Here is a 14,212-nt window from a genome sequence, read left to right as displayed (position 1 = left end):
GTTACCGGAATCATGACAGGCAGCAGTGAGGGAGAACATATGAAGGAAAAAACTCTCGATATTTTCCGTAAAATAGCTCCGGACGTAATGGGAACTATTCGCGAAAGATATCTGTTGCTACGTCAGATTTCGGATGCGGAACCGGTAGGGCGGAGAACGCTTGCCACCTTATCGGGTTTGTCTGAACGAGTAGTACGAGCACATGTGGATGTACTCAGACGTAGTGGCTTAGTACGCTTTACGGCCATGGGCATTACGCTGGAACCGGAAGGAAAGCGGCTCATGCCGGAACTATTGGAATGCTTTCTGCGTCTCAATAATTTGGAAGATATGCAGCAACGTATTTGTACAGCGTTACAGCTGGAAGATGTGTATGTCGTGCCCGGCGATTGCGATAGCGATGAAACGGCACGGGAAGAAATGGGCCGTCAGGCAGCGTTACTTTTAAACGATCTCCTGACGCCGGACCGGATTGTCGCCATCAGCGGCGGTTCTACAATGGCAGAGGTGGCCCATTGTCTGCCTGAAAGCAATACAGGCAGCGTCGTCGTACCGGCCCGTGGCGGCATCGGCAATCACGTAGAATTCCAGGCAAATTACATTGCTGCCAATGTGGCAGAGAAAATCCATGGAACCTATCGCATGGTCCATATTCCCGACGGCATGAGCCCGTCAGCCCTGAAGCTCATGCTTCAGTCTGATGAACAGGCCCGGGAAAACGTGGCCCTGGCACAAAAAGCACACATTGTCGTCTTTGGCATCGGCCGGGCTGACGTCATGGCTAAGCGCCGTGGCCTCAGTGCATCAGAATGTCAGACCTTGCTCTCAAAGCAGGCCTGTGGCGAATCACTAGGGTGTTATTGTAGTCTCCCCGGTGAAATCGTCCACGTGACGAACAATGTTGGCATTTCTCTCAAAGATATCAAACAGCATCCACATGTCATTGCCGTATCAGGCGGGGCAGCAAAGGCGGAAGCGATTCTTGCCGTCATGCGGGCCTGCCATACAGGTATCCTCGTTACAGATGAAGGAGCAGCAAAAAAAATCCTAACAATGCTATGATAATGAGGAAAGGGTGCATATAGTATGGTAAAAGTTGGTATAAATGGATTTGGACGAATTGGCCGTAGCTTCTTTAAGATTGCCCAGCGCTATCAGTCCGAAATCGAAATCGTAGGTATTAATGATATTGGTTCGCCTAAGCAGATGGCACACTTGCTGAAGTATGACAGCATTTATGGTACCCTGCCCAATAAGGTAACCTATGATGACAGCCATATCATCGTCGATGGCAAAGCGTATCCTCTGTTTCAGCAGCGGGACGTAAAGAATGTAGACTGGGATGGACTGGGTGCAGAAATTATTATTGAGTCGTCCGGTAAATATGCAGGACGTCGCGAATCGAGCTCCCAAGATCGTCTGCCCCTCGGCGGCCATGTAAAAAAAGTCATTATTACAGCCCCTTCGACGATTGACGACATTACCATTGTTCTCGGCGTCAATGAAGACCAGTATGATCCGAAGAAGCACCATGTCATTTCCGGCGCTTCTATGACCACCTGCGGTCTGGCCGCCATCTTAAAGCTGATGAACGATACATACGGTGTAGAACGCGGTATGACTATGTCCGTCCATTCGTATACAACAGACCAAAAGATTCTCGACGTATCACATAAAGATTTCCGTCGTGCCCGCGCTGCCGGCATGTCGATTATTCCGACGACGACCGGGGCTGCAGAAGCCATTACGAAAGTATTACCGGCTGTAGAAGGAAAATTGAGCTGCCATGCTGTCCGGGTACCGACGCCGGACGTATCGATTATCGATATTGTCCTCGAATTGGAAAAGAAAGATATTACCCTTGACGATTTGAACAGTACCTTTAAAAAAGCCGCTGCCTGGAAGTACAGAGGCATTATCGATACGAACGATGATGAACTCGTATCGGTTGACTTCCGGGGCAATGAAAATACGACGACCATTGATTTGCCTTTGAACATGGTCCTTGATGAAGGGATGGTTAAAATCGTGGCTTGGTACGACAACGAATGGGGCTATGCCCGCCGGGTCATTGAACTCGTGAAGTACCTGGCTTCTCAAGGCTTACATTGATAAACAGCGCCACCTAGGCGTATTGAGGAGGTTTTCTTATGAAAAAAGTCATTACCGACGTAACGGTAGATCACAAAAAGGTGTTTGTACGTGCAGATTTCAATGTGCCTCTTGATGAAAACGGCCACATTACGGATGATACGCGTATCCAAAAAACCTTGCCGACGATTCGCTATTTACTGGATCATCATGCTGCCGTTATTCTCGCCAGCCATTTAGGCCGGCCAAAAGGAAAAGTAGTACCGGCGTATTCATTGAAACCGGTCGCTGCCCGCCTTACGGAATTATTGGGGCAGCCCGTACAGATGGCTCCTGACTGCGTAGGCGCAGAAACGGAAAAAATGGCTGCCGGCCTTAAAGACGGTGATGTACTGCTCTTAGAAAACCTCCGTTTCCATGCAGAAGAAGAAAAGAACGATCCCGAATTTTCCCGCCAGCTCGCTTCTCTGGCTGATGTAGGTATCGATGATGCCTTTGGCTGCTGCCACCGTGCCCATGCTTCGGTTGCGGGCATTGCCGAATACTTGCCGCTGGCTGCCGGTTTCTTACTGGAAAAAGAAATTCGTTTCCTCGGTGACGCCGTAGAAAACCCGGCTCATCCCTTTGCGGCCATCATTGGCGGGGCAAAAGTTTCCGATAAGATCGAAGTTATTTCCAACCTCCTGCCGAAAGTTGATGTCATGATTATCGGCGGCGGTATGGCCAATACCTTCCTGGCTGCCCAGAACCATGGTATTGGCAAATCCCTGGTGGAAGCCGATAAAATAGATCTGGCCCGCCAGCTCATCGACCAGGCTGTTGCCCAGGGTAAAAAGCTGCTCCTGCCTATTGACGTACGCGTAGCCGCTGCCTTCGATAATGACGCTGAAAATAAGGTTGTCGATGTCGGTCAGGTACCGGACGATTGGATGATCCTCGATATTGGTCCTAAGAGCGCAGAACTCTTTGCTAAAGAATTGGCAGCTATGAAGCTTATCGTTTGGAATGGTCCTATGGGCGTGTTTGAAATGGAAAACTTCGCCAAGGGGACAGAAGCCGTAGCTCATGCCGTCGCTGCTTCGGCAGCCGTTTCGATTGTCGGTGGCGGTGATTCCGTCGCAGCCGTCAATAAGACCGGTTTGGCCGATTCTATCAGTCATATTTCTACTGGCGGCGGTGCCTCCCTGGAATATTTAGAAGGTAAAAAATTACCGGGCATCGAATCGCTCAGTGATAAATAAAAAGAACCCAGAGGAGGAGTCTGAAAGATGAGAAAAACCATTATTGCAGGAAACTGGAAAATGAACCACACAGGCAAGGACATGCGCGAAACAATTACCGCCTTGGCACAGAGCCTGACAGCATCTGTTAAAACCGAAATCGTCGTTGCACCGGTATTTCCGTATTTGGCAGAAGCCGTAACCCTTGCTAAAGGAACACCTATCCACATTGCTGCCCAGAACATGCACTGGCTTGATAACGGGGCTTATACGGGTGAAGTAGCACCGGCCATGCTCGTCGACATCGGGGTAACACATGTCATTATCGGCCACTCCGAACGGCGCGAATACAACAATGAAACGGACGAAACAGTCCGTCTCAAGGTAAAATCTGCTCTAGATCACGGCCTGACACCTATCCTTTGCTGCGGCGAAACGCTGGAACAGCGTGACGCCGGCATCATGCAGTCCTGGGTAGAAGGACAGATTGAAAAAGCACTGGCTGGCCTTACGGCAGAGGAAATGTTGCACGTCGTCATTGCGTATGAACCAATCTGGGCTATCGGCACAGGACGTACGGCTACAGCAGCCCAGGCAGAAGAAGTATGCGCCATTATCCGGCATAAGATTGCAGCCCTCTATGATGCGGCAACTGCTGATGCCGTATCTATCCTCTATGGTGGCAGCGTCAAAGGCAAGAACGTAGCTGAACTCACGGCTTCTCCTGATATCGATGGCGGTCTCGTCGGTGGTGCCAGCCTGAAGGCACCGGATTTCCTGGAAATCATTCAAAACGCCGTCGTAAAATAAAAAAGTTGCGTATAACGTATAAGTAATGATAGTAAATAATAAAGAAAACAGCCCGTAAACTTTAAAATATTAAAAGTATGCGGGCTGTTATTATTTTTTATATTCATAGCAGTTGAATTAAATTGAAAATATAACGTTCCTTCAGTGAAAAGAAAAATGGTCCAATCATATAGAATATTAATAGGCCCTATGATATAATTTACGTTAGGCCATTGTAAAGATTCTGTTACTTTTATGTAATAGATATGTAAAATGTGAGGCCCGTAGATAATTACGTATGTAAGGAGATTGGATCATCATGGCATTTCACTTGAAGCCCAAGGAAGAAAAGTTCTTTTCGTTACTTGACGAACATGCGAGCCTCAGCTTCGAAGCCGCAGACCTGCTGAAACAGGCAATGAATCAGGAAATTCCTACGGAAGAAGCGATGAACAAGATTTTTGATTTAAAAGAAAAAGCGAATGCTTTGGTTATCGAAACGATGAAGCGTCTGCAAAAGACCTTCATTACCCCTATGGACCGAGAAGATATCCAGCAGCTGATTGACCAGCTGGATGCTACGGTCGACAGTATTAACGATATTATGGATAAAATGTGGATGTATAAGGTAGGCGAGGCGACAGAGGGTACGAAGCAAATGACCATTATTACTGCCAAGGCTATGAAAGAAATCCGCAAATCCATTGGCTACATGAAAGACTTGAAAAAGAATTACCTGAAAGTGGAAGCGCGCAGCAAAAAAGTGTTAAAGCTGGAACAGGAATGCGATGATTTGTATCACGAAGAAATGGCAAAGCTCTTTGCGGAATGCAAGGATCCTATTGAAATCATAAAATGGAAGGAAATACTCCAGTCTGTCGAAGACGTAACAGACGATTGCGAAGACCTGGTGGTTACCTTCAGAAGGGTCGTATTGAAGTATGCCTGAGCATTGGTTATTAATATGGGCAGTCGTCTTGCTGGCCGTCCTGTTTGATTATGTCAATGGTTTCCACGATACGGCTAATGCTATTGCCACCAGCGTTTCTACGCGGGCCATTTCGCCACGTAAGGCCATTATCATGGCGGCGACGCTGAATTTTGCCGGTGCCATGATTAGTACCGGTGTTGCCAAGACCATTGGTGGTGACCTGGTCCTGAACCCGTCGCAGATCAACCTAGAGGTCATTGTAGCGGCACTGATCGGCTCCATTATTTGGAATATTACAACCTGGTATTATCGTATCCCCAGCAGTTCGTCCCACTCCCTCGTAGGCGGCGTTATTGGTGCCGTATCGATCAGCGTCGGGCCGGCTGCTCTCGATGCCTACGGTATCGGTAAAATCGTTCTCTCCTTAATCCTTTCGCCAATCGTAGCCCTGGCTACAGGGTACTTTGTCATGATTGGCCTGCTTTGGATTTTCCGCAATTTTTCTCCCCTCTATCTGAACCGCCGTTTTCGGAAAATGCAGCTCATCTCGGCCAGCCTGATGGCCTTTTCCCACGGCTCTAATGATGCGCAGAAGGCCATGGGGATTATCGCTTTGGCACTGCTCTCCGGGGGGTACATTGATACGATGGAAATTCCTATTTGGGTTAAGATCGCCTGCGCCACGTCTATGGCACTCGGCACATCTGCCGGCGGCTGGCGGATCATTTCAACGATGGGGTCTAAGATTTTTAAAATGGAATCCATCAATGGCTTTGCTGCCGATCTTAATTCGTCTATCGTCATCTTCACGGCAACGTTCCTCCATCTGCCGGTCAGTACGACGCATGTCGTGTCCGGTTCGATTATGGGGATTGGTTCTGCCGAACGCGTACGGGCTGTACATTGGGGTGTAGCCCGCAGCATGCTCGTAGCCTGGGTGATTACGATTCCTATCAGCGCTGCTATGGCAGCTGTCATATATTTGATTATTAATGCCCTGTAAGAGGGCCTTTCGATGCTGTCCGGCTTGCCGGGCAGTATCTTTTTTTTGAAAAAACTATACGAATTTAGTAAATTATTGTATAATCAATGGTGAACTAGTGTATTGCCCCGATTTTCCGGCAGTATTTCCTAAGGAGGTTAGGCAAATGAGATTAAATCAGGCTACGGATTATGCATTCCGCATGGTGCTGTATTTGGCTTCGTTGCCGGCAGGTACGAAGATGACCGGCGCGGCCTTGGCGGAAAAGCAGAATATTCCCGAACGCTTTCTTTTAAAAATTATGCGCAGTTTGACTGCTGCTCACATTATGAAATCGTACCGCGGCGTAGAAGGCGGCTTTGCCTTGCAGCGTGAACCTAAAGATATTACCTTGTTCGATGTGATTGAAGCCGTAGAAGGACAGACAGAATTACAACGCTGCCTGCACGATATGGGCTCGTGCTCTAAGGGTTGCAGTGGTATGTGTTCTATTTATGCAGCGTTTGCCGGTATTCAGCGTAATCTGGCTGAACAGCTGCAATCCTTTAATTTTGAGGATTTGGCAAAACAGGAAAAAAATATGAAAGACGCTGAAGCCGCTGCCACAAAGGCAATGGCGCAAAAAGACAGTGCAGCCGGCGTATCGGAAATGGATACGTGTGAGGCATAAAAGGGAGCCGCAAGGCTCCTTTTTTTTGCCTGGACGAAGGCAGATTCCAGGGGAAACAGCGCCTTTCCCTTTTCATGCGGCCTGAAATATTGTAAAATAAACGTATTGCATTTGCAATGTTGTGCAGAGATTACGTGTTTTTTCAGGGAGTCGAATGATATGGATTTTCCAATTCAAGGATTTATCAGCAGCTTTCGCTTGCTTGACGTAGTTGATATTTTACTCGTCGCCTTTTTCTTATATAAGTTACTCATATTAATTCGCAATACAAGGGCTGTGGCGCTGATCAAGGGGTTAATCTTCTTAGGCGCCGTAACCCTCATCAGCAGCAGCCGGTTCCTGAACTTGCACGTCATCAACTGGATGCTGCAGCAGGGCATGATGGTCATCATGGTCGCACTGCCTGTTGTCTTTCAGCCGGAATTGCGGCGGGCCTTGGAACAGATTGGCCGGGGCCGTCTGTTCCGTTCAGGCCAGGTCATCGATATGGAAGAGCTGGACCGCCTGCTCGATGAAATCGTCGCGATCACAGAGTCCTTATCCAAAACACATACAGGCGCGCTCATCGTTTTTGAACGGGAAGTTGGCCTTAATGACTACATCGATACGGGGATTCAAATCGATGGCATCGTGTCACGGGAGCTCTTGGGGAATATTTTTATTCCCAATACGCCGTTGCACGATGGGGCCGTCATAATTCGGCAAAACCGGATCATGGCAGCTGGTTGTCTGCTGCCACTGACGAGTGACCGGTCCCTGTCGACAGAGCTGGGGACGCGCCATCGTGCGGCCATTGGTATCAGTGAAATGGCCGATGCCGTCGTCGTTGTTGTCAGTGAAGAAACAGGATCTATTTCCTACACCTATGGGGGACATATTTATCGCCGTCTTGATGGGCCGACCTTGCGTAACGTATTGACTACCTTTTTGAAGCAGCAGCCTCAGGGGCTGGCAAATATCCTGAAATGGAGGCCGTCTAAATAATGATCAAACTCAATCAAAAGTGGCAGTTGCGTATTATTTGCCTGCTCCTGGCCATTGTCCTGTGGTTTGTCATTATCAACGAGCAGAACCCTACCAGTGAAGGCAGTTTTACCGTTCCTGTTACAGTAGAAAATTTAAATTCCCAATACGTAGCGACTAACGTACCTAAAAGTATTTATGTCCGTCTTTCCGGGCCGCGCAATACGATCATCAATATGGGTGCTTCTGATATTAAAGCCTATGTAGATCTGGCTAATGCCCAGGAAGGGGAAATGGAAGTTCCCATTCAGGTTACCATTCCTAAAGGGACGGAGCTGAAAAAGCAGACCCTTACATCGGCCAAGATTTATGTCGATTTGTATGCAGTTCAGGAAATTCCGCTGACGCCTCACTTGGCAGGCAAACTGCCGGATAATATTTCCATCAGCAGTTTGAAGATGACGCCTGATAAGGTCGTTGTCAGCGGTGCCCGCCGCCTGATTAAGAAAGTTGACCGGGCCATCATCGATATTCCGATTAACAATAATGATCAGGATTTCTCCGTTATGGCACCTATTCATTTGGTAGCTGCCGATGGTACGCCTGTAGAAGGACTGGAAATGACTCCGTGGCAGAGTAAGGTCAACGTGACACTTATGGCTAATGCCGTGTCCAAACGGGGGCCTGTCTTTGTAACGACACATGGCACGCCGGGCAGCGGCCTCGTTGTCAAACGGGTGGCTGCTATTCCCGATACTGTAGAAGTACGGGGCCGGGCGGATATTGTAGGTACCATTTCCGGTATCAATTTGGCGCCGGTCAACGTAGAAGGTATTACCCGTTCGCAGGAATGGGAATTGTCTGCGCCTGCCATAGACGGGGCATTCTTCTCGCCCGATACGATTAAAGTGTCTGTCGAAGTAGGAGATCCACAATAAAGGAGAGGTTTAATTGCTCAGAGTATTAAATATACGGACTGCTGTACCGATGACGAAACCTTTAGAACAGGTAGTAGCAAAGAAGTTGCATTGTCGGCAGCAGGAAATTAAAGAACTCGTCATCGTACGCCGTTCCATCGATGCGCGGCGTAAGCCCCATATCTATTTTGTCTTTACTGTCGATGTCAAGCTGGCTGATGAAAATAAGGTTTGGCCCTATTGCCAGGGGAATAAGGATGTACGGCGCCTGGAAGAAAAGACCTGGCCGCCTGTTCAGACCGGAATAAGACCGCTGGCCCATCGGCCCGTCGTTGTCGGCACAGGGCCTTCCGGCCTGGCCGCTGCGCTGGAATTGGCCCGGCATGGCTATCAGCCGGTTGTCTATGAACGGGGCTGTGATGTTGATACGCGTGCGGCTCATGTAGAAGAGTTTTGGCAAACAGGTCATTTCCGTCCTGAATCGAATGTACAATTTGGTGAAGGTGGTGCCGGTACCTTTTCAGACGGAAAGCTGACGACCCGCGTGAATCACCCCTTGCTGCCACGCATTTTACAGGCTTTTGTCGATGCCGGGGCGCCGGAAGAAATCCGCTATGCCTATAATCCGCACGTCGGTACAGATGTATTGCGCCGGGTCGTACGCAATATGCGCCAGACCATAGAAAAGCTGGGCGGCACCATTCACTTCAACAGCTGTGTAACCAGTATTACCAGAGCGGCTGACGGGCATGTTACAGCCGTGACCATTAATGGAACGGAAACGGTAGAAACGGATGTAGTCATTATGGGCATTGGCCATAGTGCGCGGGATACCTATTATATGCTGTACGATCAGGGGGTTACGCTGGAACGCAAGGACTTTGCTGTGGGCGTGCGTATTGAACATGATCAGGATGTTATTGACCGTTCCCAGTATGGCTGTTCCGCTGCCGACCTGGGCCTTGATGCGGCTGATTATTCCCTTGTCTATCACGATAAGGCCAGCGGCCGTTCGTGCTATTCCTTTTGCATGTGCCCTGGCGGCGTCGTCGTGGCGGCTGCTTCAGAAGCAGGAGGTGTCGTAACCAACGGCATGAGCCTGTACAAACGGGACAGTGGTATTGCCAACAGTGCTCTCGTCGTCAATGTGACGGCCGACGACGTCGGCGGTGATTCCCCTCTGGCCGGAATCGAATTTCAAAGGAAGTATGAACGGCTGGCATATAAAGCCGGCAGCGGTACCTATAAGGCACCGGCAGAAACAGTAGGGCATTTTTTGGGACGTCCTGAGCCTGGCCGGCTGCCGCAGCTTACGTCGTACCGGCCGGGCGTCGTCTGGACCGACTTACGTACGGTCCTACCGTCTTTTGTGACGGATACGCTGGCAGAGGCCTTGCCTTATTTTGGCCGTCGTATTCATGGCTTTGACGATAATAATGCCGTTATGACAGGCGTAGAAACGCGGACCAGCGCGCCCGTACGCATTGTCCGCGGCGAAGATCGTGCTGCTGTACAGGCGGCCGGTCTGTATCCTGTAGGCGAAGGCGCCGGGTATGCTGGTGGCATTATGAGCGCCTTTCTCGATGGCCTGGAAACGGCCTTGGCAATTATTACTATATATCAACCGTTGGAGGAGAAGTAAAATGGCAAGATTGTTTGGAACTGATGGAGTACGAGGAATTGCAAATGATACGCTTACGCCAGAGCTGACGTATCACCTGGGCCGGGCTGCGGCGTATGTGCTGGGCCGGGACAAAGAACATCCGACATTTCTCATTGGACGGGATACCCGTCTTTCCGGCACAATGCTGGAAAGCATTCTCGCAGCAGGGATTACTTCTGCCGGCGGTCGTTGTTATATGGTAGGCGTCATTCCGACGCCGGCCATTGCCTACTTGACGCGGACGCACCACATGGATGCAGGCGTCATGATTTCGGCATCGCATAATCCGTTTGAGTATAATGGCATTAAATTTTTTGATCAGTATGGCTATAAACTGCCAGATGAAACTGAAGACCGGATTGAGGAATATATGCTCAAAGATGAACGGGCAGGTATTCAGAGCCGTCCTGTAGGTGCTGATATCGGTACTATTTCTAACTGGACAAATTTGCAGGAAGAATATGAAGAATTCATCCTTAACTCGACCGATGTCGATTTGAGTGGAATTAAAGTCGTTCATGATGCGGCCAATGGGTCTGCTTCTGAATTAGGTCCGGATATTTTGCGCCGCCTCGGTGCGGAAGTCATTGCTATTCACCATGAACCAAACGGTGTCAATATTAATGATCACTGTGGCTCTACCCATCTGGACAGCCTGAAAGAAGCGGTTCTTCAATATGGTGCCAATCTGGGCATTGCCAACGATGGCGATGCCGACCGCTGCCTGGCTGTCGATGAAAAAGGCCAGGAAATCGATGGCGACCAGATTATGCTTCTTTGCGCCTTGAAACTGAAAGAAGAAGGCCGGCTCAAACAGGATACAGTTGTCGGTACGGTCATGAGCAATATCGGTTTCCATAAGGCCCTGAAGAAGATGGGCTGTCAGAGTGTAATTACAGCTGTAGGTGACCGCTATGTTCTCGAACGGATGCGTAAGGACGGGTATAGCCTGGGCGGCGAACAGTCCGGTCATATTATTTTCCTCGATTATAATACGACGGGCGACGGCTTATTGACAGCTGTTCAGCTCCTTTCCATTTTAAAGACGCGCCAGCAGCCTCTGTCTGAATTAGCCGGCCTCATGACCCGCTATCCGCAGATCTTGAAAAATGTTACGGTTCAGACTAAGTCGGGGTGGGAAGAAAACAGCCTGATCATGGCTTCTATTGCGGCCGGGGAAGAAGAACTGGGGGATGAAGGCCGTATTCTCGTGCGTCCTTCCGGCACAGAACCGCTTATTCGCGTTATGGCTGAAGGGCCCGATCTCGAACAGCTGCAGCATATTGTCGACGATATTGCCCTCGTTGTGGAACACGAAATGGGCCCTTCTGTCTGAACGGGTTTTGAGAGCAAGTATTGACCAGATTCGATGAATATAATAAAATAGGGAGATGGAGCGCAGGGCTCCATCTCCTTGTTTTTTTGTTTGGAAATCCGTTCGTAAATGGATAGCGCTAGTACCTGCGTGAGGAACAGGTAGACGAGGTAGAGAAGAATCGAACATTCAGCGGATGTCTCTCGGCAGCTCCGGCCGTTACGTGGCGGCAAAGAATACTGGTAACAGTGTGGACAAAAACGTCACATGGGGCAACGGGGAGATATGCGCCTTTTTGGCGTATTGCCCCCAGATCATAGGAGGATATATATATGTGTGGTATTGTTGGATATGTAGGTGATCGTCAGGCTGCTGATTTCCTGTTGGAAGGCTTGGCAAAACTCGAATACAGAGGCTATGACTCGGCAGGTATTGCCGTGTATCATGATGGCGCCCTTGATGTACAGAAAAAAATGGGCCGCCTGGTTAACCTGCGTCAGGCTGTAGAAGCTGATAGAGGCCTTACGGGTCACATCGGTATTGGTCATACCCGCTGGGCAACTCACGGCGGTCCGTCGGATCTGAATGCCCATCCCCATTTGAGCGAGCATGGTGATTTTGCCATTGTACACAATGGGATTATCGAAAACTATATGCCATTGAAGGAAGAATTACTGGCAAAGGGTTATCATTTTAAATCGGAAACGGACTCGGAAGTTGTCGCACATCTTTGTGAAGAAATGTATGACGGCGATTTTGCCAGCACGGTCCGCAAGGTATTAAAACGTTTGCGCGGTTCCTATTCCTTGGTATTCATGACGGTGCATCAGCCGGATACCATTATTTGCTGCAAAAAGGATAATCCCCTCATCGTTGGTCTCGGCGAAGGTGAAAATTATATCGCATCGGATATCCCGGCTATTTTAGGTTACACGCGTAAGACGTATATTATGAACGACGGCGAAATGGCAATCGTAAAGAAAGACAATGTCTGGGTAACTGACCTTGAAGGCAACCCCATTTCGAAGAAAGTATTCCTGGTGAACTGGGATGCCGAAGCAGCCGAAAAAGGCGGCTTCGATCATTTCATGATCAAAGAAATTTTCGAACAGCCAAAGGCTATTCGTGACACTATGAGCTGCCGTATTACGGAAGATGGCAAGGCCGTTCACTTTGATGAATTAAACTGGTCCCCGGAAGATGTCAAATCCATCAATAAAATTATGATCACTGCCTGCGGGACGGCGTACCATGCCGGGCTTTTGGCCAAGTATTTCATTGAAAAACTGGCCCATATTCCTGTAGAAGTCGATATTGCCTCGGAATATCGTTACCGCGATCCCTTGACGGATAATAAGACGCTTTGTATTATTATCAGCCAGTCCGGTGAAACCATCGATACGCTGGCTGCACTGAAGGAAGCCAAACGCCGCGGTGCCCGTTCACTGGCAATTACCAACGTAGTCGGTTCTTCTATTTCCCGTGAAGCCGATCAGGTCGTCTATACATGGGCCGGCCCGGAAATTGCCGTGGCTTCGACAAAAGCGTATACGACACAGCTCGTTGCTTTGCTGCTCCTGGCACTTTACATGGGCCGTCTTAATGGCAACCTTCCGGCAGAAAAGGAAGAACAAATTTTAGCTGATCTCCAGCGCGTACCTGACCAATGCGAGGCTATTTTTAAGCACGCTGATTTTATTAAAGGCTTAGCCGAATCGTTTAAGGATAAGAGAGATGTCTTTTTTATCGGCCGCTCTATGGATTATGGTTTGGCCATGGAAGGTGCTCTTAAGCTGAAGGAAATCTCCTATATTCACGCAGAAGCCTACGCCGGTGGCGAATTGAAGCATGGCACACTGGCTTTGATTATCGATGGTGTGCCGGTCATTGCCTTGGCAACGCAGCGTGACGTAGAAGAAAAGATGATCAGCAATATAAAAGAAGTAAAGGCCCGTAATGCCGAAGTCGTCGGCGTCGTACAGGACGACGATACGGAAGTTGCAAAGACGGTAGATCATATCATTACGATCCCGAAATCGGATAATTTTGTCATGCCCATCATGACAGTTATTCCTTTGCAGCTCCTGGCTTACTATACGGCCATTGCTCGCGGTAATGACGTTGATAAGCCCCGTAATCTGGCTAAGAGCGTTACTGTAGAATAAGAACCAGGCAAGAGCAGGAGAAGCACTTCTCCTGCTCTTTTTACGTGTTTTTTACTTTTTCATAAAACGGTATTGACACCAGTGTGTTTTGGTACTATAATAAACAAGCTGTTGAACGAGAGGGAAACGAAATGAAACGTTTCAGCTTTCCTCATTCAAAAGTTCTTCAAAAAAGTTCTTGACAAACTCTTATGAGTTTGATAAGATATACAAGTCGCCGCAAGACGACATGATGACCTTTGAAAACTGAACAATGTAAACATATGAACGCCATAAGTAGAGAACCACGTTTGAAGGAGCCGCAAGGCGACGCGCAAACGTGTGTGAATCACTTATACCGAGAATAAACTCGGTAGTGCGAGGTTCTATATTTTATAGAACGTCAATCAATAGTAAGACAAACAATAAGTAAGACAGAGCTAGATGGCTCTTCACATATCATGGAGAGTTTGATCCTGGCTCAGGACGAACGCTGGCGGCGTGCTTAACACATGCAAGTCGAACGA

Annotated in this window: 12 protein-coding genes and 1 rRNA gene; all 13 read left to right on the top strand. The window is 48.8% G+C overall.

Annotation, left to right across the window (positions count from 1 at the left end; genetic code table 11):
• Window positions 1-12: 12 nt before the first annotated feature.
• Window positions 13-1,062: a sugar-binding transcriptional regulator gene (locus tag H8J70_RS08425; RefSeq protein ID WP_343068704.1), complete on the top strand. Its 1,050-nt coding sequence runs from the start codon at window positions 13-15 to the stop codon at window positions 1,060-1,062.
• 24 nt (window positions 1,063-1,086) lie between these two features.
• The gene (locus tag H8J70_RS08420) at window positions 1,087-2,112 is read left to right on the top strand and encodes a type I glyceraldehyde-3-phosphate dehydrogenase (RefSeq protein ID WP_186503544.1); all 1,026 of its coding nucleotides are present in this window, start codon (window positions 1,087-1,089) and stop codon (window positions 2,110-2,112) included.
• 38 nt (window positions 2,113-2,150) lie between these two features.
• Window positions 2,151-3,332: a phosphoglycerate kinase gene (locus H8J70_RS08415; protein ID WP_186503543.1), complete on the top strand. Its 1,182-nt coding sequence runs from the start codon at window positions 2,151-2,153 to the stop codon at window positions 3,330-3,332.
• 27 nt (window positions 3,333-3,359) lie between these two features.
• Window positions 3,360-4,121 (top strand): triose-phosphate isomerase, encoded by a 762-nt coding sequence (gene tpiA, locus H8J70_RS08410; RefSeq protein ID WP_186503542.1) that lies wholly within the window; start codon window positions 3,360-3,362, stop codon window positions 4,119-4,121.
• A gap of 298 nt (window positions 4,122-4,419) precedes the next feature.
• Window positions 4,420-5,049 (top strand): DUF47 domain-containing protein, encoded by a 630-nt coding sequence (locus tag H8J70_RS08405; RefSeq protein WP_186503540.1) that lies wholly within the window; start codon window positions 4,420-4,422, stop codon window positions 5,047-5,049.
• Complete coding sequence (locus tag H8J70_RS08400; RefSeq protein WP_186503538.1) at window positions 5,042-6,034, top strand: inorganic phosphate transporter; 993 nt, start codon at window positions 5,042-5,044, stop codon at window positions 6,032-6,034. Before H8J70_RS08405 ends, H8J70_RS08400 begins: the two co-directional genes overlap by 8 nt.
• A 145-nt stretch (window positions 6,035-6,179) precedes the next feature.
• On the top strand, window positions 6,180-6,683 hold the full coding sequence (locus tag H8J70_RS08395; RefSeq protein WP_186503536.1) for an RrF2 family transcriptional regulator: 504 nt from the start codon (window positions 6,180-6,182) through the stop codon (window positions 6,681-6,683).
• A 159-nt stretch (window positions 6,684-6,842) separates the two neighbouring features.
• Window positions 6,843-7,667: a diadenylate cyclase CdaA gene (gene cdaA / locus H8J70_RS08390; RefSeq protein ID WP_186503534.1), complete on the top strand. Its 825-nt coding sequence runs from the start codon at window positions 6,843-6,845 to the stop codon at window positions 7,665-7,667.
• Window positions 7,667-8,584 carry a CdaR family protein gene (locus H8J70_RS08385; protein WP_186503533.1) on the top strand — a complete coding sequence of 306 codons (918 nt, stop codon included), beginning with the start codon at window positions 7,667-7,669 and terminating at the stop codon, window positions 8,582-8,584. Before cdaA ends, H8J70_RS08385 begins: the two co-directional genes overlap by 1 nt.
• 13 nt (window positions 8,585-8,597) lie before the next feature.
• Window positions 8,598-10,205, top strand: a complete 1,608-nt coding sequence (locus H8J70_RS08380) for an NAD(P)/FAD-dependent oxidoreductase (protein WP_186503531.1) — start codon at window positions 8,598-8,600, stop codon at window positions 10,203-10,205.
• 1 nt (window position 10,206) lies between these two features.
• A complete protein-coding gene (glmM, locus tag H8J70_RS08375) occupies window positions 10,207-11,562 on the top strand; it encodes a phosphoglucosamine mutase (RefSeq protein WP_186503530.1) in 1,356 nt (451 codons plus the stop codon).
• A 311-nt stretch (window positions 11,563-11,873) separates the two neighbouring features.
• Window positions 11,874-13,706, top strand: a complete 1,833-nt coding sequence (gene glmS, locus H8J70_RS08370; RefSeq protein ID WP_186503529.1) for a glutamine--fructose-6-phosphate transaminase (isomerizing) — start codon at window positions 11,874-11,876, stop codon at window positions 13,704-13,706.
• 437 nt (window positions 13,707-14,143) lie between these two features.
• Window positions 14,144-14,212 (top strand): 16S ribosomal RNA (locus H8J70_RS08365); the annotation flags it as partial.

Origin of the sequence: Megasphaera hominis (assembly GCF_014269395.1) — a bacterium.
GTDB lineage: Bacteria > Bacillota > Negativicutes > Veillonellales > Megasphaeraceae > Megasphaera > Megasphaera hominis.
This window is presented reverse-complemented; position numbering and strand designations above follow the sequence as displayed.